This window comes from Streptomyces sp. P9-2B-2 (assembly GCF_030406865.1).
Taxonomy (GTDB): Bacteria; Actinomycetota; Actinomycetes; order Streptomycetales; family Streptomycetaceae; genus Streptomyces; species Streptomyces platensis.
This window is the reverse complement of record NZ_CP129126.1, coordinates 5,749,567-5,770,854: the sequence shown is the minus strand read 5'-3', so window position 1 is coordinate 5,770,854 and position 21,288 is coordinate 5,749,567. Positions and strand designations below refer to the sequence as shown.

23 protein-coding genes are annotated in these 21,288 nt (G+C 72.2%); 11 read left to right on the top strand and 12 right to left on the bottom strand.

Going from position 1 to position 21,288, the window contains the following annotated elements; translation table 11 throughout:
• Positions 1–55: 55 nt before the first annotated feature.
• On the top strand, positions 56–1,396 hold the full coding sequence (locus QT196_RS25470) for a sensor histidine kinase (protein ID WP_248001302.1): 1,341 nt from the start codon (positions 56–58) through the stop codon (positions 1,394–1,396).
• A complete protein-coding gene (locus QT196_RS25465) occupies positions 1,383–2,024 on the top strand; it encodes a response regulator transcription factor (RefSeq protein WP_211117417.1) in 642 nt (213 codons plus the stop codon). The genes QT196_RS25470 and QT196_RS25465 overlap by 14 nt, the downstream gene beginning before the upstream one ends.
• A 61-nt stretch (positions 2,025–2,085) precedes the next feature.
• Here the strand turns inward: QT196_RS25465 and QT196_RS25460 are convergent, their stop codons facing one another.
• Positions 2,086–2,658: a class I SAM-dependent methyltransferase gene (locus QT196_RS25460; RefSeq protein WP_290355767.1), complete on the bottom strand. Its 573-nt coding sequence runs from the start codon at positions 2,656–2,658 to the stop codon at positions 2,086–2,088.
• Positions 2,659–2,683: 25 nt separating this feature from the next.
• Between QT196_RS25460 and QT196_RS25455 the strand changes: the two genes are divergently transcribed.
• On the top strand, positions 2,684–3,553 hold the full coding sequence (locus QT196_RS25455; protein WP_290355766.1) for a helix-turn-helix transcriptional regulator: 870 nt from the start codon (positions 2,684–2,686) through the stop codon (positions 3,551–3,553).
• A 40-nt stretch (positions 3,554–3,593) separates the two neighbouring features.
• Here the strand turns inward: QT196_RS25455 and QT196_RS25450 are convergent, their stop codons facing one another.
• From QT196_RS25450 to QT196_RS25430, 5 genes are all read right to left on the bottom strand, one after another.
• Positions 3,594–4,865 (bottom strand): DUF2786 domain-containing protein, encoded by a 1,272-nt coding sequence (locus QT196_RS25450; RefSeq protein WP_290355765.1) that lies wholly within the window; start codon positions 4,863–4,865, stop codon positions 3,594–3,596.
• A complete protein-coding gene (locus QT196_RS25445) occupies positions 4,862–5,128 on the bottom strand; it encodes a hypothetical protein (RefSeq protein ID WP_290355764.1) in 267 nt (88 codons plus the stop codon). The genes QT196_RS25450 and QT196_RS25445 overlap by 4 nt, the downstream gene beginning before the upstream one ends.
• Before the next feature lie 4 nt (positions 5,129–5,132).
• A complete protein-coding gene (locus tag QT196_RS25440) occupies positions 5,133–5,678 on the bottom strand; it encodes a GNAT family N-acetyltransferase (protein ID WP_266733874.1) in 546 nt (181 codons plus the stop codon).
• 116 nt (positions 5,679–5,794) lie between these two features.
• Positions 5,795–7,063 carry an Ig-like domain-containing protein gene (locus QT196_RS25435; RefSeq protein WP_211117416.1) on the bottom strand — a complete coding sequence of 423 codons (1,269 nt, stop codon included), beginning with the start codon at positions 7,061–7,063 and terminating at the stop codon, positions 5,795–5,797.
• A gap of 268 nt (positions 7,064–7,331) precedes the next feature.
• A complete protein-coding gene (locus tag QT196_RS25430) occupies positions 7,332–7,670 on the bottom strand; it encodes a hypothetical protein (protein WP_235468339.1) in 339 nt (112 codons plus the stop codon).
• A gap of 109 nt (positions 7,671–7,779) precedes the next feature.
• Here QT196_RS25430 and QT196_RS25425 point away from each other — a divergent pair, with 109 nt between their 5' ends.
• Positions 7,780–8,172 carry a hypothetical protein gene (locus tag QT196_RS25425; protein ID WP_290355763.1) on the top strand — a complete coding sequence of 131 codons (393 nt, stop codon included), beginning with the start codon at positions 7,780–7,782 and terminating at the stop codon, positions 8,170–8,172.
• A 39-nt stretch (positions 8,173–8,211) separates the two neighbouring features.
• On the opposite strand, the gene hutH is transcribed toward QT196_RS25425, so the two are convergent.
• The 5 genes from hutH to QT196_RS25400 all read right to left on the bottom strand — a co-directional run bounded on the left by hutH (position 8,212) and on the right by QT196_RS25400 (position 14,574).
• On the bottom strand, positions 8,212–9,756 hold the full coding sequence (gene hutH / locus QT196_RS25420; RefSeq protein WP_168481125.1) for a histidine ammonia-lyase: 1,545 nt from the start codon (positions 9,754–9,756) through the stop codon (positions 8,212–8,214).
• A 106-nt stretch (positions 9,757–9,862) separates the two neighbouring features.
• Positions 9,863–10,987, bottom strand: a complete 1,125-nt coding sequence (locus QT196_RS25415) for a diguanylate cyclase (protein ID WP_168483971.1) — start codon at positions 10,985–10,987, stop codon at positions 9,863–9,865.
• 286 nt (positions 10,988–11,273) lie between these two features.
• Positions 11,274–12,080, bottom strand: a complete 807-nt coding sequence (locus QT196_RS25410; protein WP_290355762.1) for an enoyl-CoA hydratase-related protein — start codon at positions 12,078–12,080, stop codon at positions 11,274–11,276.
• 189 nt (positions 12,081–12,269) lie between these two features.
• A complete protein-coding gene (locus QT196_RS25405) occupies positions 12,270–13,367 on the bottom strand; it encodes an adenylate/guanylate cyclase domain-containing protein (RefSeq protein WP_248001651.1) in 1,098 nt (365 codons plus the stop codon).
• Positions 13,368–13,629: 262 nt separating this feature from the next.
• Positions 13,630–14,574 (bottom strand): biotin--[acetyl-CoA-carboxylase] ligase, encoded by a 945-nt coding sequence (locus tag QT196_RS25400; RefSeq protein WP_290355761.1) that lies wholly within the window; start codon positions 14,572–14,574, stop codon positions 13,630–13,632.
• 131 nt (positions 14,575–14,705) lie between these two features.
• Here QT196_RS25400 and QT196_RS25395 point away from each other — a divergent pair, with 131 nt between their 5' ends.
• The 7 genes from QT196_RS25395 (at position 14,706) to QT196_RS25365 (ending at position 20,669) form a co-directional block, all read left to right on the top strand.
• The gene (locus tag QT196_RS25395) at positions 14,706–16,295 is read left to right on the top strand and encodes an acyl-CoA carboxylase subunit beta (RefSeq protein WP_168481122.1); all 1,590 of its coding nucleotides are present in this window, start codon (positions 14,706–14,708) and stop codon (positions 16,293–16,295) included.
• 59 nt (positions 16,296–16,354) lie between these two features.
• Positions 16,355–16,567, top strand: coding sequence for an acyl-CoA carboxylase epsilon subunit (locus tag QT196_RS25390; protein ID WP_168481121.1), 213 nt, complete (start codon positions 16,355–16,357; stop codon positions 16,565–16,567).
• A 127-nt stretch (positions 16,568–16,694) separates the two neighbouring features.
• Positions 16,695–16,823, top strand: a complete 129-nt coding sequence (locus QT196_RS25385; RefSeq protein ID WP_266733877.1) for a hypothetical protein — start codon at positions 16,695–16,697, stop codon at positions 16,821–16,823.
• A gap of 162 nt (positions 16,824–16,985) precedes the next feature.
• The gene (locus QT196_RS25380) at positions 16,986–18,470 is read left to right on the top strand and encodes a penicillin-binding protein 2 (protein WP_266733878.1); all 1,485 of its coding nucleotides are present in this window, start codon (positions 16,986–16,988) and stop codon (positions 18,468–18,470) included.
• 44 nt (positions 18,471–18,514) lie between these two features.
• The gene (locus QT196_RS25375) at positions 18,515–19,126 is read left to right on the top strand and encodes a nucleoside triphosphate pyrophosphatase (protein ID WP_290355760.1); all 612 of its coding nucleotides are present in this window, start codon (positions 18,515–18,517) and stop codon (positions 19,124–19,126) included.
• A gap of 97 nt (positions 19,127–19,223) precedes the next feature.
• Entirely contained in the window at positions 19,224–20,054 is an 831-nt protein-coding gene (locus tag QT196_RS25370; protein ID WP_290355759.1) for an MOSC N-terminal beta barrel domain-containing protein, read from the top strand.
• A gap of 51 nt (positions 20,055–20,105) precedes the next feature.
• Positions 20,106–20,669 carry a DJ-1/PfpI family protein gene (locus QT196_RS25365; protein WP_168481117.1) on the top strand — a complete coding sequence of 188 codons (564 nt, stop codon included), beginning with the start codon at positions 20,106–20,108 and terminating at the stop codon, positions 20,667–20,669.
• 85 nt (positions 20,670–20,754) lie between these two features.
• Here the strand turns inward: QT196_RS25365 and QT196_RS25360 are convergent, their stop codons facing one another.
• Positions 20,755–21,267, bottom strand: coding sequence for a hypothetical protein (locus tag QT196_RS25360; protein WP_168481116.1), 513 nt, complete (start codon positions 21,265–21,267; stop codon positions 20,755–20,757).
• Positions 21,268–21,288: the final 21 nt, after the last annotated feature.

The following is a 21,288-nucleotide window of genomic DNA, read 5'->3' as shown; positions in this document are numbered from 1 at the left end:
GCGGTGGCGCGATGGCGCCCGCGCCCCGGTGCTGGGGCCGTTCGGATGCAGGGGGATGGACACGGTGACGTGTGAGGCGCGGTGCACGCCCGACGCACGGATGCGTTGGTTCGGGCTGTGGGACAGCTACTTCGTGATCTGCTATCTGGTCACCACGGGGCTGGTGTTCACCTCCGCCGTACCGCAGACCGGCCGGTTGATCGCCATCGGTGCGCTGACGCTGGTCGTGCCCTGGTACGCGGGGATCGGGCGGCCGTTGATGCTGCGCCATGAGCGGGACCGGCGGAACGTGGTCTTCGCCGGTGGGCTCTTCGGGCTGTTCGGGCTCGCCACCGCGGTGGATCTGACGAGTGCGTTCGCGCTGTTCGCGCTGGTCCCGATGCTGATGATGAGCCTGGAGACCCGGCCGGCCGCCGTGGCCGGTGTGGTCAGCAATCTCGTCCCCGTCACGATGCTGTGGCTCCAGGGCGGCGCTCCCGCCCCGCTGATGCTGTTCGTGCTGCTGGCGTCGCTGCTCGGGATCGCGCTGTCCGTGCTGCTCGGGCTGTGGATCAAGCGGGTGGTACGGCAGAACAGGGAGCACGCCGAACTCATCGAGGAGCTGCGGCAGAACCGCGAGCAGGTGGCCCGGCTGTCGCACCAGGCGGGGATCTCCGCCGAGCGCGAGCGGCTGGCGCGGGAGATCCACGACACCCTGGCGCAGAGCCTGACCAGCATCATCAGCCTGGTGGAGGTCGCCGATGCGGAGGTGGAGGGTGCCCCCGCCGTCGCCCGGAAGCACCTGGCGCTGGTCGGGCGGATGGCCAAGGAGAGCCTGGCGGAGGCCCGTTCCTTCGTCGCCGACCGGACGCCCGCTTCGCTGCGGGAGAGTTCGCTGGCGCAGGCGCTGCGGCGGCAGGCGGACGGGCTGGCCGCGCAGACCGGGCTGGTGGCGCGGTTCGCGGTCGAGGGGGACGAGCGGCCGCTGCCGATGGCGGTCAATGTCGTCCTGCTGCGGGCCGCGCAGGAGGCCGGTACCAATGTGCGCAAGCATGCCGATGCCCATGCGGTGGACCTGGTGCTGCGGTACGACGAGAGCCACGTCGGGCTCCACGTCACCGATGACGGCCGTGGGTTCGACGCGGCGGAGGCGGAGGCGGACCGTGGTGCGGCGGAGGGCGGTCAGGACGGGCCCGGCGGCGGGGGCGAGGACAGCGGGTTCGGGCTGCGGGGCATGGCGGCCCGGCTGGCGGAGATCGGTGGGGCGATGAGCGTGGTGAGCGCGCCGGGAGCGGGCACCGTCGTCGAGGTGACGGTGCCCTTGGACGGGGCGGCGGCGGGGCGGCCGGACGGGCCGTCGGGCCCGCGGTCCGAAGTGGCGGAACGGCGGACGGAGGCGGCACATGAGGGGCGTTGAGGACCCGGCCGTGGTGCGGGTGCTGCTCGCGGACGATCATCCCGTCGTCCGCGAGGGCCTGTGCGCCATGCTCGAATCCGACCCGGGCATCGAGGTCGTGGGACAGGCGGGCTCCGGTGAGGAGGCCGTGACGCTGGCGGAGCGGCTGGTCCCGGACCTGGTGCTGCTGGATCTGCGGATGGGCGCGATGGACGGGGTGGCCGCCACCGGCCACATCCTGCGCCGGTCGCCGCGCACCAAGGTCGTCATCGTCACCACCTACGAGGACGACGCCGACATCCTGCGCGCCGTGGAGGCGGGCGCGGCCGGTTATCTCCTCAAGGGGAGTTCACGCGCCGAGCTGATCGACGCGGTGCACGGTGCGGCGCGCGGGGCGACCGTGCTGACGCCTTCGCTGGCCCCGAAGCTGTTCCGGGCGCGGGCGGTGGAGGCGCCGCTGCTGTCCGGCCGGGAGTGCGAGGTGCTGCGGCTGGTCAGTCAGGGGCTGACCAATGCCGAGATCGGCCGGCAGCTGTTCATCGGGGAGGCGACGGTCAAGACCCATCTGCTGCGGGCGTTCAAGAAGTTGGAGGTGTCGGACCGGACCGCGGCCGTGATCACGGCGCTGGAGCGCGGGTTGCTGGGGTAGGCCGGTCCGGCCCTGGTCGGTCAGAAAGGCCGCCCTGAGTCCAGCCATCACCCCCGCCCGCTCACGGACGAACGGCCCGGAAGCGGAAGTTGTCGCTTCTGAGGCTGATCTCGGGGGTGGCGAAACCGGCGGCGCGCAGCCGGTCCGGGAGGGTCCGGGGCGACACCGGGACATAGGTGTCCCGGAGGTGGATGAGGCGGAAGCCGCGGCCGGCCCGGCCGTCGCAGCCCGCGAAGACGCCGCCCGGCCGCAGCACCCGGAACGCCTCCGCGAAGAGCTGGTCCTGCTGCCGCGGCGACGGCACATGATGCAGCATCGTGAAGCAGAGGACGGCGTCGAAGCGGCCGTCCGGCAACGGCATCGCGCAGCCGTCACCGTGCACGACCTCGACCCGGTCGCCGTACTCCGCACGCAGTCGCTCCGCCGCTCCCCCGTCGACTTCGAGGACGCTCAGCCGGCCGCCGGTCCGACGGGCCAGCACCCGCGTCGTGGCACCGTAACCTGGCCCGATCTCCAGGGTGTCGGCGCCGAGTTGGACGTCTTCGAGCGCCCAGGGCAGCAGGTCCTTCTCCACCGCGCGGGCCCACATCCGGGAGTTGCACAACCACTGGTGATAGCGATTCATGGAGGTCATGCGGCGAGCGTAGGGAGCGGCCGCGGTGACCACCACGCGACAGGGGGACATGTTGTATCGCAGGACGGACAGCGGTGAACGGCCGGACGGGAGCGCGGGGTCGGGCGGGGTGGCGCAGCCGGCCGAACGCGAGGCGGCGGACGGCCAGGTGGCGCCGCCGGGACCGCCCGCGGGGGCGGCGGTCGTCGTCGGGAGCTTCGCGATGGACCGGGGGCAGTGGTTCGCCCGCCATCGCCATGACCACCATCAACTGGCCTGGGCGCGGCGGGGAGTGCTGGCCGTACGGGCCACCGGCAACACCTGGGTGCTGCCGCCGTCCATGGCGCTGTGGATTCCGGCCGGGACCCCGCACGCCACCGGCGCCGCGGGCCAGGCGCTCTTCCGGAGCCTGTATTTCCTGCCGGACCGCTGCCCGGTCGGCTGGTCCGCGCCCACCGTCGTCGGCGTCGCACCGCTGCTGCGCGAGCTGATCTCGTATCTCTCGGACGGCACGCTGGACCCGGCGCCGCGCGAACGGGCCGAGGCCGTGGTCCTCGATCAGCTGCGGCCGGTGTCGGTGGCCACGGTGCAGGCGCCGATGCCGCGCGACCCCCGGGCGCGCCGGGTCGCCGAGGCGCTGCGTGCCGATCCGTCCGACGGGCGGACGCTGGCGGAGTGGGGCCCCCGGGTGGGTGCGAGCGGGCGGACGCTGGCGCGGGCGTTCGTGGCGGACACCGGTATGCCGTACGGGCAGTGGCGCACCCGGATCCGGCTCCAGGCGGCGATGCCGCTGCTGGCCGGGGGCGCGACGGTGGCGGCGGTGGCGGCGCGGGTGGGCTATGCCTCCCCGAGCGCCTTCGTCGCGGCCTTCCGGCGGGCGGTCGGGGTGCCGCCGGGCGCGTACTTCGCCCCGTGACGGCGGACGACGCGGCGCGTACCCGCCGTCGCCCGTGAGGTCACCCCTCCCCCAGCCTGGCCCGGTCGGCCGCCGCTCTGCCCTGGTGCCAGCCGTCGGCGTCACGGACGCCGCGGAGGCGGACCGGGGCGGTGTCGGGGAAGAGGGCGCCGGTGGTCTCCTCGACGGCGAGGGCGCGGGCGGCGAGGACCGGGAGGAGGTCGGGGGCGGTGGGGGCGGACTCGGCGGTGGCGGCGGCCGTGGCGTCAGCGGTGGCCGCCGCGAGCCGGTCGCGGATGCGGTCGGCGTAGGCGACGAGGAAGCTCTGGCGGAAGTCCCGGGTGCGGCGGGAGCGGCCGCGGGCGTGGACGGCGTCGCCCGCGCGGTTCATCGCGGCGGTGGCCTGGAGCAGCAGCGAGGTGTAGAGCATCTCGGCCGCCTCCAGGTCGGAGGCGAAGCCGATGAGGGTGGAGAAGCCGACGTCGGCGGCCCAGACGGCCTGGCAGCGGTTGGCGGCCGCGACCGCGTCGAGCAGCAGCGCCTTGGCCTGCTCGTAGGGGCCCTCGATGCCGATACGGACCGCTGACGGGCCGTCGGTCCGGCCGCCCGGGGCGCCGTCCGCGCGGTCGAGGAGCGCCTCGTCGATGCTGTGCCGGGCCATCAGCTCCTGCGCCTTGGCGGACAGCGCCTCGGCCTCCTCGGCGTAGTCGGTCGCCTCCGCCTTGGCGAGCAGACCGCGGATCCGCCCGAGGGCCCGTGCCGCGGCGTCACCGGCGGGCCCGCTCCTGGTGCCGGGCTGCGGCGGGGCCGGCAGCGGGGTGATCCGGGGCAGCCGGGCGAGGAGGCGCAGCGCGGCCAGCACGTCGTACGCGGTCTCGAAGCGGGAGGCGCGGCGGCGGGTGGCCAGCGCGTCGAGGTAGCCGGTGTCGGCGGGCCACCAGACCTCGGCGCCGAGGTGCCGCAGCTGCTCGGACCGGCGCGGGTCCGGAGCCGGGCGGGCGGCCGCCCGGCCCGCCTCGGCCGCGATGGCGTCCACGACCAGCGCCACGAGGGCGGTGTCGGCGGCCTCGCGCCGTACGATCCGCGCCAGGTCGGCGGGGTGCCAGCCGCCCGCCCAGCACTGCCGTACGCCCGCCACGGCGGCCTCGACCACCGCCGCGCTCACCGCCGCCCAGCCGGCCTCGGCCGATGCCAGCATCGAGGCACCCGCCTCGATGGCGTCCTCGGCCCGCTCGCCTTCCGGCGCGTAACGGACGCTGCCGAGCACCTGCCCGACCAGTTCACCGGCCGACGGCGACGGCCCGCCGCGCCCTTTTCCTCCGCGCTCACTCACCCGTTCACTGTACGGAGGGCCCGTCGGCGCCCTGCCGGGAGGCGGGCGCGCCGGGCCCCGGCTTCAGAGCCGGACTTGGTAGAGGCCGGGGTGGGCAACATGAGTTCGGTGTAGCCGGCCACCGCACCGTCGGCCTCCGCGAGGACCGCCACGGTCAGCAGCACCCCGCCACGGTCCAGGACGACCCGGGCCGCGGCCCGTATCCGCTCGGCGTCCCAGGGGTCGTGCTGTTCGTCCAGGTCGCCGGACGGGGCGTCCTCCATGGCGTCATGGGCGCGGGCGTGGGCGGCGGCATGGGCGTCCGGGACGACGCCGCTCCAGGCGGCGAAGCGGTAGCCGGCGGGCAGCGGGACGCCGGTGGCCGGGAGGGGCGCCGTCCGCACGTCCTGTACGTAGGCCACCAGCGGCAGCGCGCCACTCCGCGCCCCGGGCGACGGCGAACCGCTCGCCCGCGCCGCCCTGCTCCACCAGGGTGCTCACCGACGTACGGCCCTCGGCGGCGAGCCGCCCGCACACCGTCTCCCACAGGGCGCGGCCCACCCCGCGGCCGCGTCGGGCGGGGTGGACCGTCAGGGTGTCGAGGAAGGCGTTGCCGGCGTTCTCCTCGGTGTCGTGGAGGCGGAGCAGGGCGACGCCCGCGTAGCCGGTGGCGCCTTCGGGGGCCGGCAGCGTGACGGGGACGGCGCGGCTGTGCAGGGCGGGGATCCGCAGCCGGCCGGTCTCGGCGGCCCGTTCGAGGGCGGGGCCGTCCGGCCGGTCGTGGGCACGGGCGGCGGCGAGCACGGCGAACCAGGCGTCGGTGTCGATCTTCATACGCGGACCGTACGCAGCGACGATGCCCGGCGCGCCGTATTTTCGGCGCCGCCGGGCATCGGTCACGTGGGGCGGAGACGGGTCAGGGCGCCGGGCGCCGCCGTCTCATCGGGGCGTCACTGCACCGCGCTGCCGGACACCCACTGCGACCAGTCCATGTTCCAGCCGTTCAGGCCGTTGTCCGGCTTGACGCTCTTGTCGGGGGAGTTGACGACATCGACCACGTCACCGGTCTGCGAGTGGTCGAAGAACCAGGCGCCGTCCGTCTTGGAGTCCTTGGCGCCCTTGGCGTCCTCCAGGCCGATGCAGCCATGGCTGGTGTTGGCCTTGCCGAAGATGCCCTTGCCCCAGTAGTTGCCGTGGATGAAGGTGCCGGAGCTGGTCAGGCGCATGGCGTGCGGCACATCGGGGATGTCGTACTCGCCCTTGCCGTTGTGCTTCTTGAAGCCGACCGTCGAACCGTTCATCCGGGTCTGCTTGAACCGCTCGGAGATGACCATCTTGCCGTTGTAGGTGGCGTTCTCGTCGCTGCCGGCCGAGATCGGAATGGTCTTGAGGGTCCGGCCGTCCCGCACCACGGTCATCTCGTGCGCCTTGGTGTCGACGGTGCTGACCTGCGAGTGGCCGACGTGGAAGCTGACGGTCTTGTTCTGGATGCCCTTGACGCCCGGCGACGCCTCGACGCCGTCCAGGCCGAGCTCCATGGTGACCTCGGAGTTCGCCTGCCAGTACGTCTGGGGACGGAAGTCCAGCCGCTTGTCGTTGAACCAGTGGCCGACGACCTTCTGGTTGCTGCTCGACGCGACCTTGATCGCGGACTCCACATCCGCCTTGTTCTTGACCGGCTTGTCGAAGTTGATCGACACCGGCATGCCGACGCCGACGGTCGAGCCGTCCTCCGGCGTGAAGTTTCCGATGAAGCTGTCCGTCGGGGCGACCGTGGTGAAGCTGGAGTTCTCCACCGCCTTGCGGCCCTGGGTGTCGACCGCATGCGCGGTGACCTTGTACTTCGTGGAGCGGCTCAGCGGCTGGTCCGGCTTCCAGGAGCTGCCGTCGGCGGACAGCGTGCCCTCGACCGGCTGCTTGGTCTCGACCGAGGTCATGGTGACATCGGTGAGTTTTCCGTCGCTGACCGTGACACCGGCGTCACTGTTGAGACCCGTGTCGGTGGCGCCGTCCTCCGGGAGGATCGTGATCTTGGCGTCGGAGGCGTCCCTGGCCGCCGCCTCGTCCACCTGGCGGCTGTTCTCGTGCCGGGTGGTCTCAGCACCACCGTCATGACCTCGGTCAGCCGCACTGCTGCCACCACACGCCGCAAGCGTGAGTACGCCCCCGAGCAGCGTGGCGCTGGCTATAAGGCCCTTCCGGCGCTTGCTGTCCGTCATCACACGCATCTCCATTACTGCCGGTTTCGCACGTTTCCCCGAGCGAGCAGCCAACTGAACGCCGGCTCATGTGGACGGCGGCATTCCGGCCGACGCCATTTGAACGCCTTTTCCGTTTCGCCCGTTCCATGCCTCCACAAAGTGTGGGGAAGGCCACTTATGGCCTGGACCGGTCAAACGGGGCTCATCCGGCATGGTCGCACCGCCACGTAGTCGGCCCCCGTACGGCGGCGAGCCGTACGGGGGCCGTGGCCATCGGAGGTGCCGGTCAGCCCTCCCCGTCCGCGTCATCCGCCAGATCCCACTCCGCCGCGTCCCACTCGGCGTCCGGGTCGTAGTCGGTCAGCTCCTCGCTGCTCCAGGAGGCCTGTGCGAGTTCGGCGCCCGGCACCTTGGTGACGAGGTCGAACGGGTCGATCAGGTGGGCCAGCGCCTCCGCCGGGTCCTCCCGGACCGTCTCCAGCGACTGTCTGCGCTCCTCGCCGGGCAGCGAGGGGTCCGCGTCGATGTGGTCGACGGCGGCACCGGTCAGCCGGCCCGCGTCGGTGACCTCCATGATCAATTCGACATGAAGGCGCACAAACCGTGATGTCTCACCATTGCTCATAGCACGGAGGTTAGGCATGGACGACTCCCGACTTCCGCGCGACCCGCGGCGGTCATTAACATCTGAGGTCAACGGCCAATTTGCCGAACCCACAAGGGGGATCGCTTCCGTGACCGCACGACGACCACTGTTGACCGCCACGGCCGCGGGATCGGTGCTGTTCGCCCTGTGGTTCGTACCGTCCGCCAATGCCACGGCGGAAGGTGACGGTGCGTCGGGTTCCACGCTGCGGGTGGCGTCCGCACCGGACGGTCCCGGCCTGGCCGACCGCGCGGTCAGCGGGGCGCGGGAGACCGTCAGCGGGTCCACGACGGCCACCTCGGACGGCAGCGGAACCGGCAGCGGAACCGGCGGCGGCCGGACCGCCGGCCGCCCGCACTTCCTCGCCGACACCGGCAGCCCGGACACCACGCCGTATGTGATCGGCGGCGCCGCCTGTCTCGCGCTCGGCGCCGGCCTGGTCAGCTACTCCGTCCGCCGCACCCACGGCGGGACCGGCTGAGAGACGGGGCCGGCGCGGTCCGCCGGCCCCCGGCCGTCGTCAGGCCAGCGTGCCCGTGACCGACTCCACGGCCGCCACCAGCTTCCCGCCCCGTACGAACGCATAGGCGCTCTCCAGGTCCGGCGCCAGGAAGCGGTCCCCGCCCGGCCCCTGGACGCCCGCTCCGCGCACCGCGTCCAGTACGGCGCGGGTGGCGGGGGCCGGCGTCAGGCCCTCCCGCATCTCGATGGCACGGGTCGCCGCATAGAGCTCGACGGCGATGATCCGGGTCAGGTTGTCGACCGCAGTACGCAGCTTGCGCGCCGCCGACCAGCCCATCGAGACATGGTCCTCCTGCATCGCGGAGGACGGGATGGAGTCCACCGAAGCGGGCGCGGCCAGCCGCTTCAGCTCGCTGACCAGCGCGGCCTGGGTGTACTGGGCGATCATCAGCCCGGAGTCGACACCCGGGTCACCGGCCAGGAAGGCGGGCAGCCCGTGCGAACGGTTCTTGTCCAGGAGCCGGTCGGTGCGGCGCTCGGCGATCGAGCCGAGGTCGGCGGCGGCGATGGCCAGGAAGTCGAGGACGTAGGCGACCGGGGCGCCGTGGAAGTTGCCGTTGGACTCGACCCGGCCGTCCGGGAGGACGACGGGGTTGTCGACGGCGGCGGCCAGCTCGCGGTCGGCGACCAGGCGGGCGTGGTCGAGGGTGTCCCGGCCGGCGCCGGCGACCTGCGGGGCGCAGCGGATGGAGTAGGCGTCCTGGACGCGCGGGGCGTCGTCCTGGTGGTGACCGGTGAACTCCGAACCGGCCAGCACCTTGGCCATGTTGGCGGCCGCGGCGGCCTGCCCGGGGTGCGGGCGGATGGCGTGCAGCTCGGGCGCGAGGACCTTGTCCGTGCCGAGCAGTGCCTCCAGGGAGAGCGCCGCGGTGATGTCCGCCGAGGTGAACAGCCGGGCGAGATCGGCGCAGGCCATCACGAGCATGCCGAGCATGCCGTCGGTGCCGTTGAGGAGGGCCAGGCCCTCCTTCTCGCGCAGTTCGACGGGCTCGATGCCGTGCGCGGCGAGCAGCTCGGCGGCCGGCCGTACGACGCCGTCGGGGCCTTCCGCGTCGCCCTCGCCCATCAGCGCCAGCGCACAATGCGAGAGCGGCGCCAGGTCGCCGGAGCAGCCGAGCGAGCCGTATTCGTGGACGACGGGCGTGATGCCGGCGTTGAGGAGGGCGGCCATCGTCTCGACGACCAGCGGGCGGACGCCGGTGTGCCCGGAGGCGAGCGTCTTGAGCCGCAGGAACATCAGCGCGCGGACGACCTCCCGCTCGACCCGCGGGCCCATCCCGGCCGCGTGGGAACGCACGATGTTGCGCTGGAGCTGAACCCGCAGCTCGGGGCTGATGTGGCGGACGGCGAGGGCACCGAAGCCGGTGGAGACGCCGTAGACGGGGTCGGGCTTGGCGGCGAGTTCGTCGATGAAGGCGCGGGAGGTGGCGACGGCCGCGAGGGCTTCCTCGGACAGCTCGATCCGGGCCGCGCCGCGGGCCACCGCGATGACGTCCTGTGCGGTCGTGCCGGACGTCCCCAGCACCACAGTGTGCATATCCATATTCAGGCACCCTAGAGACTGAATCGCCGGATGTCACCACCGGATTTCGGGATCACCCCTTACCGATCTCCGCGACGGACCGGTGGTCCCGCGCGGGCAGACCTCCTCATCTCCGGAAGCGCCGGCGCTCCGGCCCCGTCCGCCGGTCCGGGGCGTCCGCGAGCCGGACGACCGGGTCATCCTTGCCCCCGTGCCGCCCGGCGATCACCGGCTCGCCGGACAGCGCCGCCTTGGCCTTGTACTGCGCGGCGTCCGCGAGCCGGAAGAGCCGGCGGGCGCTGCGCACCGGGCCGATCGGGTCCCCGGTCGAGGCGACCCCGACCGCGACCCCCTCACCGAGGTCCAACTCCCCCGCCCGGTCGCACAGTTCACCGGCCACCTTGACCACCTCGTCGGCCGGCGGCCCCACCGCGAGCAGACAGAACTCGTCACCGCCGAGCCGGGCGACGAGGGTGCCCGGCAGCATCGCGCCGCACAGCGACAGCACCGAGCCGAAGCGCTCCAGCAGACGGTCGCCGACCGCATGGCCGCGGGAGTCGTTCACCCGCTTCAGCCCGTTGAGGTCGCACACCACCAGGCTGACCACCACCTCGTCCCGGCGGTGCAGCTCCAGCGCCTCATCCAGCCGCATATCGACGGCACGGCGGTTGGCGAGGCCGGTCAGCGCGTCAGTGAAGGCCAGCCGGCGGGCCTCCGCCAGCCGCTCGGTCTGCGCGATCCCGGCGGCCGTCACCGCGGCCAGCACACTCGCGAAGTCGGCGTCCGCCCGGCCGAAGACCGGCTCCCCCGTTCGCCGCGCGACATACAGCTCACCCCAGGCCCGGCCGTGCAGCACGATCGGCGCGACCACACAGCAGCCCCGGCCGCGGCGGCGCAGTGCGGCCATCCGCTGGCGGTTGCCGCCACCGCCCCCGGCCGGCCCCTCCTCCGCCAACCGGGGCGCCGGCGCTGGCGCCCCCTCGGCGGTCTCCACCCAGGCGCTGGGCTCGCCGCCGCCCGCCCACTGCTCGTGCAGAAAGCCGACGATCTCCGGGAATTCATGGACGGGATAGCTCTCGTCGTCCGGGAACTCCTCCTCGCCCTCGGCGAGTTCGCCGGTATTGACCAGCACCCGCAGCTTTCCCAGCTCGCGCTCCCATTTCGAGATCGCCGCGAAGGAGCCGCCCAGGGCCTGGCGCACCCCCAGCGCCGCGGCGTGCGCCGATTCGCGCGGCGTGTGCGCGGCCGCCATCGCCTGCGCCAGCTCCACCACTGCCCGCAGCCTCGCATCGCCCTCGCCCGTCACCGGATCCTCGCATTCCGTCACCGTGAGCACGCTCTGTACTACAGCGTAGGAATGTTTAACCCCTTTCGCCCCTTTCCGTGCGCGATCGACACCCGGGCGTTATGCGCGTCATTCCTGGTCGGAGGTCGGGAAGGGGTGCGGGAGGGGCGCGAGTGACTCCATTACGGTGAGTAACTACGGTCAAACCTTCCGGAATGGCCGGCACTCGCACGACGGCACACCCTCCCCCGCCTCACTCCCCGGGCCACTCCGGGTCCCGCTTCTCATTGAAGGCCGCCACGCCCTCCGCCCGGTCCCCGGAGAAGGCCACACTGCGCCAGGCGCCGTCCTCCAGGTCCAGACCGGCCCGCAGGTCCAGCCCGTGCCCCAGCCGCATGGCGCGCTTGGCGGCCCGCAGTCCGACCGGCGAGTTGCGGGCGATCCGGGCCGCCAGCTCCAGCGCCTCGGCCCGGTCCTGCCCGTCCGCCGCCAGCTGGTCGACCAGGCCCAGCTCCACGGCCTCGGACGCCGGCACCCGCCGCGCGGTGAACACCAGCTCGGCCGCCCGCGCCGCGCCCACCCGGCGCGGCAGCAGCTGGGTCCCGCCGCCGCCCGGGATGACGCCCACCGACACCTCCGGCAGCCCGACCACGGCCGTCCCGTCGGCGACGATCAGATCGCAGGCCAGCGCCAGCTCGAAGCCGCCGCCGAGCGCGAAGCCGTGCACCGCGGCGATGGTCGGGACGGGCAGTTCCAGCACGCCCGTGTAGGCGGCGCGGGTGTGCGGGCGCTGGCGCATCAGGTCGGCGTCCGTGAAGGAGTTGCGCTCCTTGAGGTCGGCGCCCACGCAGAACGCCCGCTCATGGGTGGAGGTGAGGACCACCGCCCGTACGGAGCGGTCCGCGGCCAGCTCGGCGCAGGCCTGCGCCAGGCTGTCGGCCATGGCCGTCGAGACGGCGTTCATGGCCTTGGGGCGGTCCATGACCAGCTCCGCCACGAAGCCGTGCCGCTCGACGGCGACCCAGCCCTCCGCACCGAACAGCTGCCGTTCCCGTTGCATACAGCCCTCCCTGTTAACGGTCGTTGACCTGACAGGGGGATCATGTCAGCCGGCGGCCCGGAGGAACAGGACAGGCTTTCGCCTGTGGATAACCGCGGCTGTGGACAACCGGGGCGCGGCGCGGTCACCGGACCCGGGACCGGCCGCATGACGCGGTCCCGGCCCGGGGCCCGGTGACCGGGCGCCAGGTCAGTCGCGGCGGTTCAGCAGCCAGGGCTCGACGACGCCCAGACCGCGCACCGGGCGCTGCCACATCGGCTGGAGGGCGAAGCGGTAGGTCGGGGGCGGGGCTCCGGTGCCCTCCTCGGCCGCCTTCTCCGCCGCCGCGGCATCGGCCTCGGAGACCGGGGCGTCACCGATCCGGCCCAGCTCCTCGGCGAACGCCTGGTCCACCAGCACGGTGTCCTTCGGCGCTATCGACGTCAGACGGCTGGCGAGGTTGACGGTCGTCCCGAACACATCGCCCATCCGGGTCGTGACCGTGCCGAACGCGATACCGACCCGCAGCTCCGGCATCGTCTCGTCATGGGCCATCGTCTCGATCAGCCGCAGCCCGATCTCGGCGGCGATACCGGCGTCGTCGGCGGCGAAGAGGACCTCGTCGCCGAGGGTCTTGATGAGCCGGCCGCCGTGCGCGGCCACCAGGTCGGAGCAGGTGGTCTCGAACGCCTCCACCAGCTCGCCCAGTTCCTCGTCCTCCAGGCGGCGGGTCAGCCGGGTGAAGCCCACCAGGTCGGCGAAGCCGACGGCCAGGCGGCGGTCGACCATCTCGACGTCGTCCTGGGCCCGTACGACCCGGCCGGTGGCGGCGGCGAGCTGACGCCGCCAGACATAGACCAGGAACTCCTCCAGCTCGGGGAGCAGCAGCTCGACCAGCGGATAGGTGATCTCCGTACGGGTCAGGCCGGAGTCCTGGGGCTCGGTGAGGCCTTCCAGGAAGGAGTCGATCTGCCAGTCGGCCAGTCGGGCGGTGGTCTGGCCCGTGGACCGGGCGACCTGGATGGCCATGGCCTCACTGAGCAGTCCGGCCTCGACCAGACCGGCGAGGCGGCGCAGGGCCAGCACATCGGCCTCGGTCAGGGCCTTGACCTGGCCGATGTCGGCGAAGCCCATGGCGCGCCAGAAGCGGGCCGCGAGGTCCATCGAGACGCCGGCGCCGCGGGCCGCCTGGAACGGCGTGTAGCGGCGGTCGGCGCCGAGGATGAGTTGTTCGAGGCGGACGGCGATGTTGTTCTCGTCGCCCTCGTCCCCGGCCCCTGGGGGGTCGTCGACGGGGATGTTGCTCACTGCCTCGTCCTCGGTGTCCGTGTCGCGCGAGGCGGCGCCCGAGTCGTCGGCGGTCACCGGCCGCTCCCTGTCCGATCCCTGCGCACTGCCCTTCCGATCACTGCTCGCCGGTGGTCCGCTCCCTGGCGGACCGCCTCAACGATACGGCAGGTGTGCTCTGGCTCACTCTCACATGTCGGCTCTGACCAAGGAAGAGGCGGGCCCTCGTCGGCGCGGCGGGCGGCGTGATACAGGGGGCCGGTGGCGCGGGGCGCGGCCGGGCTCACGGTTCCGGGGAGTCGTCGCCTCCGGGCCGCCGGGACGCCGTGGCACGCAGATGGATGATGTCGCCGGCGCCCACCGGGTGCCGTACGCCGTTCGCGGTGGCCAGGACCAGGCGGCCGTCGGCGTCGATGGCCACGGCCTCGCCGGTCAGGGCGGTGTCGCCGGGGAGTTCGGCGCGTACGGAGCGGCCCAGGGTGGCGCAGCCCGCCGTGTAGGTCTCCTGGAGGCGGCTGGCGCCGGGGTCACCGACGGCGGACTGCCAGGTGGCGTACCACTCCTCCAGCGAGCGGAGCACGGCGCGCAGCAGCGGGTCGCGGTCGGTGGTGGCGGCGCCCGCCAGGGCCAGGGAGCCGGCGGTGGGCACCGGGAGTTCGTCGGCGGTGAGGGACACGTTCAGGCCGATGCCGATGACGACGCCGGAGCCGGCCCGCTCGGCGAGGATGCCGCCCACCTTGCGCTCGCCGGTGCCGGGGGTCCCGTCCGGGCCCGCGGCACCGTCGTCCCCGGGGCAGCTGACCAGGATGTCGTTGGGCCACTTGAGGGCCGTGTCGATACCGGCCGTCCGGGACAGCGCGGCGGCGGTGGCGACTCCGGTGAGCAGCGGGAGCCAGCCCCAGCGCGGCACGGGGACCCGGGGCGTGAGGTAGACGGAGAAGAACAGGCCGGAGCGCGGGGGCGCCGACCAGCTGCGGTTGAGCCGCCCTCGGCCGGCGGACTGCTCCTCGGCCACCAGGACGGCGCCCTCTGCCACCTCTCCCGCGGCCGCGCGGGCCGCCAGGTCGGAGTTGGTGGAGCCGGTCGCGGGGACGACGTCCAGGGCGGTCCAGAGCGCACCGGGGCGCACCAGGGCGCGGCGCAACGCCGTGGCGTTCAGCGGCGGGCGGCCCAGATCGCTCCAGCGGCCGGCATCTTTGTCCCGGTTTTCCGGTGGTTGAGGCGTCATGGGAACAGCCTAGGTGTGGTCAACGACGCAGTGCCGCTGAGCAGTCCCGCCGATACGCTACGGATCGGTAGCCAAACCCGTACCACCCTCAGTACGAGCACCAGTCCAGGACGAGCAGGAGCCGCATCCCGATGTCCGAGCCGGAAGCAAACATCCACACCACCGCGGGCAAGTTGGCGGATCTGCAACGGCGGGTCGAAGAAGCCACCCATGCCGGTTCCGCCCGTGCCGTGGAGAAGCAGCACGCAAAGGGGAAGTTGACGGCGCGTGAGCGCATCGATCTGCTGCTGGACGAGGGCTCGTTCGTCGAGCTGGACGAGTTCGCGCGGCACCGGTCGACCAATTTCGGACTGGACCGGACCCGCCCCTACGGCGACGGTGTGGTGTCCGGCTACGGCACGGTCGACGGCCGTCCGGTGGCCGTCTTCTCCCAGGACTTCACGGTCTTCGGCGGGGCGCTGGGCGAGGTCTTCGGCGAGAAGATCGTCAAGGTGATGGACTTCGCGCTCAAGACCGGCTGCCCGGTCATCGGCATCAACGACTCCGGTGGCGCGCGCATCCAGGAGGGCGTGGCCTCGCTGGGCATGTACGGCGAGATCTTCCGCCGCAACACCCATGCCTCGGGCGTGATTCCGCAGATCAGCCTGATCGTCGGCCCGTGTGCGGGCGGTGCGGTCTACTCCCCCGCCATCACCGACTTCACGGTCATGGTGGACCAGACCTCGCACATGTTCATCACCGGTCCCGATGTCATCAAGACGGTGACCGGCGAGGACGTCGGCTTCGAGGAGCTGGGCGGCGCCCGTACGCACAACACCACCTCGGGCGTGGCGCACCACATGGCGGGTGACGAGAAGGACGCCATCGAGTACGTCAAGGGGCTGCTGTCCTACCTGCCGTCCAACAACCTCTCCGAGGCGCCCGCCTTCCCGGAGGAGGCGGACCTGGAGACCTCGGACACCGACCGCGAGCTGGACGCGCTGATCCCGGATTCGGCCAATCAGCCGTACGACATGCATGTCGCGATCGAGCATGTCCTGGACGACCACGAATTCCTGGAGACCCAGGCACTGTTCGCGCCGAACATCCTGACCGGCTTCGGGCGGGTCGAGGGCCATGCGGTCGGTGTGGTCGCCAACCAGCCGATGCAGTTCGCGGGCATCCTGGACATCAAGGCCTCGGAGAAGGCCGCGCGGTTCGTGCGGACCTGCGACGCGTTCAACGTCCCGGTGATCACCTTCGTGGACGTGCCCGGCTTCCTGCCCGGCACCGACCAGGAGTACGACGGGATCATCCGGCGCGGCGCCAAGCTGATCTACGCGTACGCGGAGGCCACGGTCCCGCTGATCACGGTCATCACCCGCAAGGCGTTCGGTGGCGCGTATGACGTCATGGGCTCCAAGCACCTGGGCGCGGACCTCAACCTGGCCTGGCCGACCGCGCAGATCGCCGTGATGGGCGCACAGGGCGCGGTCAACATCCTGCACCGCCGCACGCTGGCCGCGATCGAGGACCCGGCGGCGCAGGACGAGCGGCGCCAGGAGCTGATCCAGGAGTACGAGGACGCCCTGCTCAACCCGTACGTCGCGGCCGAGCGCGGGTACGTCGACGCGGTGATCATGCCGTCCGAGACGCGCCGGCACATCGTCCGCGGGCTGCGCACCCTGCGGAACAAGCGCGAGGCGCTGCCGCCGAAGAAGCACGGCAACATCCCGCTCTGACCGGGCAGAACCAGCGGAACCAGCCGAACCAGCGGAACCGGCGAAGGGAGCCGTTCTCGATGATCAAGGTCGTACGGGGCAATCCGACCCCTGAGGAGCTGGCCGCCGCACTGGCGGTGGTTCAGGCCCGCGCGGCGGCCGCCGCTGCCGTCGCGCCCGGAAAGACGGACCGCGGCACCGAGTGGTCGGACCCCGCGTCCACGGTTCCTGCGCGGGCCCGTATGCCGCATCCGGGGCCGCGGGCCTGGCGGACGAGTTACTGGCCGCATTGACCGGATGACACCGGGTGGCCGTCGGGCCACCCGGTCGGTGCATAGTGCATTGACTAGTCCCTTTACCCCGTGGCGCCTGAGTACGCGTACTCAGGCGCCACGCGCGTCATGGGCACAGGATCGATACATGCTGTGGTCAGATCCGCCCGATGAGCCTCCTGAGGAGCTGCGCGATGTGCAGGCCAAGCTCCGCCGGATGGGCATCGTGCTGGCTGTGGTCGCGGTGGTGCTGATGGCCCTGCTCACGGGCTGGTAGCCGCCCCCGTACGCGGGGCACCTCGCTGTTCCCGCCACCGGAGAGGCAACACTCACAGTTCCCTTCTGCAACCGCTTCCCCCGATTTCGCTTCTTTCTCTCTTGACAGCGCAATTCGGGCTTTCGGTCGCCCGGACGGCAGCCGGACAGAAGTGGGAGAGCGATGAACAGGCCGCTGAGGCATATAGCCGTCTTCTGCGGGGTGCTGGTGCTGGCCCTGCTGGCGCGTGTGACATGGGTCCAGTTCGTCCAGGCCGACGAGCTCGCCAACGACCCGCACAACCGCCGCGTCAAGATCGAGGCGTTCTCCTACCCGCGCGGCAACATCATCGTCGGCGGCCAGCCGGTCACCGGGTCGGTGGCGACCTCCGGTGACTTCAAGTACAAGCGGACGTACAAGGACGGCCCGATGTACGCGCCGGTCACCGGCTTCGCCTCCCAGGCCCAGGGGACGACCTTCCTCGAAGGCATCTACAACAAGGTGCTCAGCGGCAAGGACGACCGGCTCGCCCTGAAGAACGCCAAGGACATCCTCACCGGCGAGAAGCCGCGCGGCGGCGATGTGATCACCACCATCGACCCCAAGGCGCAGAAGGCCGCGTACAAGGGCCTGACCGACCTCAACGCCAAGGGCGCGGTGGTCGCGCTCGACCCGCGCAACGGCAGGGTCCTCGCCCTCGCCTCCACCCCCTCCTACGACCCGTCGGTCTTCACCGGCATCTCCAACGCCGAGGGCCGGAAGTTCAAGGCGCTGGACGCCCAGAAGTCCAAGCCGCTGAACAACCGGGCGCTGCGCGAGACCTACGCCCCCGGCTCCACCTTCAAGATCCTCACCGCGGCGGCGGCCCTGGAACACGGCGTGGTCTCCGACATCAACGCGTCCTCGGGCGCATCGGCCCCGTACCAGCTGCCGCAGAGCACCACGAAGGTCGGGAACGATGTCGCGGGCGCGCCCTGCGACAAGGCCTCGCTCAAGACCGGTATGCAGTGGTCCTGCAACAACGTCTTCCTCGACGCCGCGCTCAAGGTCGGCAAGGACAAGATGCGCGAGACCGCCCAGAAGTTCGGCTTCAACGAGAACGTCTACGACGAGGACCTCGGCGACCTGCTGGCCACCAAGAGCCTCTACCCGAAGCAGCTCGACCGGCCGCAGACCGCGCTGACCGGTATGGGCCAGGGCAGCCTCACCAGCACGCCGATGCAGATGGCGATGGTGGCCGCCGGTCTCGCCAACGACGGCAAGGTGATGATGCCGCACCTGGTCGACGAGGTGCGCGGCTCCGACCTGTCGACGCTGGAGAAGGCCGAGCCGAAGCTGATGTCCCAGGCCGTCTCCGCCGACACCGCGAAGAAGGTGCAGGAGATGATGGAGTACACCGTCAACGAAGGCACCGCCGAGAAGGCCGCTATCGACGGGGTGACCGTCGGCGGCAAGACCGGCACCGCCCAGCATGGCGCGAACGTCAACGACGAGCGGCCCTACGCCTGGTTCGTCTCCTACGCCAAGCAGAGCGACGGCAGCTCCCCGGTCGCGGTCGCCGTCTTCGTCGACCCCAAGGACATGGACATTCCCCGGGAGCAGATCGCCGGCGGCAAGCTGGGCGGACCGATCGCGAAGTCGGTCATGGAGGCGGTGCTCAAGAAGTAGTCCGGGGGCCCGCGCGGCGGCGGGGGCTCCGTACGATGGCGGGCATGACCGAAGAGTCCCGCCCCCGCCGTCTCGTCCTCGCCTCCCAGTCCCCCGCCCGGCTGGCCCTGCTGCACCAGGCCGGGCTGGCCCCCGAGGTCATCGTCAGCGGCGTCGATGAGGACGCGCTCACCGCGCCCACGCCCGGTGAGCTGGCCCGCGTACTGGCCGAGGCCAAGGCCGAGGCGGTGGCCGGCCGTCCGGAGGCCGCCGGCGCCCTGGTCGTCGGCTGTGACTCGGTCCTGGAGCTGGACGGGCGGGCGCTCGGCAAGCCCGCCGACGCCGAGGACGCCACCGCCCGCTGGAAGTCCATGCGCGGCCGCTCCGGCGTCCTTCAGACCGGCCACTGCGTGATCGACACCGCGACCGGCCGCCGGGTCTCCGCCACCGCCTCGACCACGGTCCGTTTCGGCGAGCCGACCGACGAGGAGATCGCCGCCTACGTGGAAAGCGGCGAACCGCTGTTCGTCGCCGGCGCCTTCACCCTCGACGGCCGCTCCGCCCCCTTCATCGACGGCATCGACGGCGACCACGGCAATGTCATCGGCCTCTCCCTGCCGCTGCTGCGCCGGCTGCTCGCCGACCTGGACGTCGCGATCACGGAGCTGTGGACCTGAGCCTCCCGCCTCCGCCGGCCGTCCTGCCGAGGGTCGAGAAGCGGCCACAGACGGCAAAGGCGGCCACGGGCAGGCTCCCGGTACCTACGCTGCCCGTATGGCAACCGTTGTCGAACTGATCAGCTACCCCGTCAAGGGCTGCGCCGGTGCCCCGGCGACCGAGGCGGAATTGACCCCGGCCGGCCTCGCCCACGACCGCAGCTTCCTGGTCGTCGGCCCCGGCGGCGTCTTCCGCAGCCAGCGCACGGACCCCCGGCTGGCGGTGATCCGCCCGGCGGTCGAGGCCGGCGGGGCGCACCTCACCCTGCACGCGCCGGGCTGCGACCCCCTCCACCTGGACGTCGACACCGGCGTCGGCTCGGCGGCGCGGTCCGAGGTCGAGATGTTCGGGACGCCGTACCGCGCGGTCGACCAGGGGGACCGGGTGGCCCGCTGGCTGTCCGAAGTCCTGGGCGCGGAGAGCCGGCTGGTGCGGGTACCGCCGGAGCACGGCCGGGTGACCGACGGGCTCACCCCCGGCACCTCCGGCTTCGCCGACAGCAGCGCCGTGCATGTCCTCTCCCGGGCGACCCTTGACGACCTCAACCGCCGGATCGCCGCCGCCGGCCGCACCCCGGTCCCGATGGACCGTTTTCGCCCCAACTTCGTGGTGGACGGCTGGCAAGCGCCGCAGACCGAGGACCGGGTGCGCCGGGTCACCGTCGGCGGCGGGGTGCTGGGGTTCACCAAGCTGGCCATCCGCTGCGCGGTCACCCTCGTCAACCAGCAGACGGGCGGCAGGGCCGGGCCCGAACCGCTGCGCACGCTCGCCGCGTACCGGCGGGTGCCCGAGGGCGGGGTGGCGTTCGGATCGAAGTTCGCGGTGGTGGGGACCGGAAAGGTGACGGTGGGCGACGCATTCGAGGTCACCGAGTGGGGAACCGATTGACCCGAAACGACTCGATCGCCCCGGTCGGGTCCGTCATGAGGAGTCCGCACCATGCCGAAGATCCTGCTCATCGCCGGTGACGCCACCGAGGACCTGGAGTTCTTCTACCCCTACCAGCGGCTGCTGGAGGAGGGCTACGAGCCCACGATCGCGGCCCTCACCCGCAAGAAGCTCCAGTTCGTCGTCCATGACTTCGTCGACAACTTCGACACCTACGTCGAACGCGAGGGCCACTCCTGGCCGGCCGACCTCGCACTGTCCGAAGTCGATCCGGCCGACTACGCGGCGCTGGTGCTCCCCGGCGGCCGGGCACCCGAGTACCTCCGCAACGACCCCGACTACCGCCGCGTCGTCACCCACTTCTTCGACGCCGACAAGCCCGTCGCCCACATCTGCCACGCGGCCCTCTCACTGGCCCCGCTCGGCGTCCTCAAGGGCCGCCGCACTTCCGCCTACCCGGCCTGCGCACCGGACGTGGAGATGGGCGGCGGCACCTTCGTCGACGGCGCCGCGGTGGTCGACGGCAAGGTCGTCTCGGCCCGCGCCTGGCCCGACCACCCCGAGTGGATGCGGGCGTTCCTGGAGGTGCTGCGGGAGCACGCGCCGGTGAAGTAGCGGCCGGGCCGATCCGCCCCGGGACAGGGGGAGTTCGCGCCTGACCGGGGCTGCCCGGCCCCGTCGCCGGACGGGAAGCGAGGGGTCAGGCGGAGGTGGGGGCCACCGGCGGTGCGCCGTTCGGGGTGTTTTCCGCGTTTCCGTGCGCGTCCCCCGAAGAGCCCTCGCCGTACGCCATCAGCGTCAGCACCAGCAGCGCCAGCACGACCATCATCGCGAGGAAGGCGACCCAGCCGACCAGGCCGACGGCGAAGGCGCCGAGCATGCCGTGCACCACCGCACAGCTGATGAGGGCGATCCGGGTGAAACCGCCGGGGGCGCGGTCGCGCAGGGCGCAGCGGAGCAGAACCACGGCACAGAACAGCAGGTAGAGGCCGAAGAGAATGCCCCCCACCCAGGAGCCGGTGGACATCGCGCGGGGCTGGAGCCCGGCCAGCGACATCTGCTGGCGGTCCACGACGATACTCAGAATCCAGTTCAGCAGCACGATCCCGAACGCCTCCAGGATCAGTACCACCGCCGCGGCCAAGGCCACCGGCCGTCGTGCCACCCGCACCCCGTCCACCCACTTCCACCGTTCGCCCGCCCGATGCGCCATGTGGGCGCCTGTTGCCGCCGT